This is a genomic window from Microbulbifer discodermiae (assembly GCF_040742695.1).
Lineage (GTDB): Bacteria > Pseudomonadota > Gammaproteobacteria > Pseudomonadales > Cellvibrionaceae > Microbulbifer.
In genome coordinates, this window is record NZ_JBFLAB010000151.1 from 1 (window position 1) to 1,148 (window position 1,148).

At 45.2% G+C, this 1,148-nt stretch carries 2 protein-coding genes; one reads left to right on the plus strand and one right to left on the minus strand.

Features of this window, described 5'->3' with window-relative positions; genetic code table 11:
• A partial coding sequence (locus AB1S50_RS19480) for an IS3 family transposase (protein ID WP_367149665.1) occupies window positions 1-109 on the plus strand: 109 nt, incomplete at its 5' end.
• Between the two features lie 20 nt (window positions 110-129).
• Here the strand turns inward: AB1S50_RS19480 and AB1S50_RS19485 are convergent.
• The gene (locus tag AB1S50_RS19485) at window positions 130-561 is read right to left on the minus strand and encodes a hypothetical protein (RefSeq protein WP_367152940.1); all 432 of its coding nucleotides are present in this window, start codon (window positions 559-561) and stop codon (window positions 130-132) included.
• Between the last annotated feature and the right edge of the window lie 587 nt (window positions 562-1,148).

A 1,148-nucleotide genomic window follows, 5' to 3' on the forward strand; every position in this document is an offset into this window, starting at 1 on the left:
GGAGTACATCGAGATTTTTTATAACCGCCAACGTCGCCACTCACGGCTTGGCAACTTGGCCCCAACTGAATTCGCCAAGAAGTATTGGGAATCAGCCAAAGCGGCTTAAAGCGGGACTGTCCAGTATTGTCAGGACACCCCAGTGAGCCTACCAATATGCGCATCTAGTACATCGATTACGTTAACGTACTCATGTTCCATTTTTCGAGTTGCAACCAAATACGGATAATCAAGGTACACACCTGTTTGGTGTTTTGAAAATTCTCTTTCTCTGCCAAGTACCTCTTTGAAGGCGGCAATACATCTTTCGAGATCGCTTAGAGCGAAATATGCATTTGCTTTTGCCAATAATGCGCGAACGTCATCAAATTGGTCTTTTCTTGATTCAAAGTATTCATTAACCAGGCGAAGCGTAACCTTTGGATGCTTATCAGCTAACGTGAGAGCTTGGATTACCAAATACTGATCTCGTTGCGTTCTCGCTCGTTTCAACTTCGAATAGAAATGCTCCTCGATAGATTCATTCCAATCTTTATTCCTGTACCAATCGTCAGATGACACGATGATTCCTTAGCACGTAACGTCTCAATGTTCGGCCGCAATGGAGCGCCGAAGGCGCGAAATGGAGGTCCAGCCCCAGCTTGCTGGGGCGGTGCACCATTGTTTTGTTATGTGTTCAATGAAGCTAGACATAGAACACCAATTATTAATTCAAACACAATCCCACCAGCATTCTCTTTAGTAGAAGTGCCACTGATAAATGTAACCAACCGGACTATAGCTGCGCCAACCCATCCTAGGCCAAGTGCCATAAACGCAACCTTATCCTGACTATAAAGCGCAAAGGCCGCTAGACCTAAAAAGAATCCCCCGTAGGTCGCCCGGATCTCCGCAACTCCCAATTTACCCATTGCCTTAATCGAGACAAACTTCTCTACCGCAGCTGGAAAAAAGACGCCCATAGCTCCAAGCAGTAATGACGCAATCGCACCGAGGTTGGCAAGTACTAGGGCCTGTTAACACTAATTAGCCGGTCAGCGATCAATGAAAAGTTGATGAAGAACTTAAAAACGACATCCAACTTATCAAATCGACTAAATATTCTTCGGAAACCTTTCAAGCGGCGAAACAGACGCTCTACTTCATTT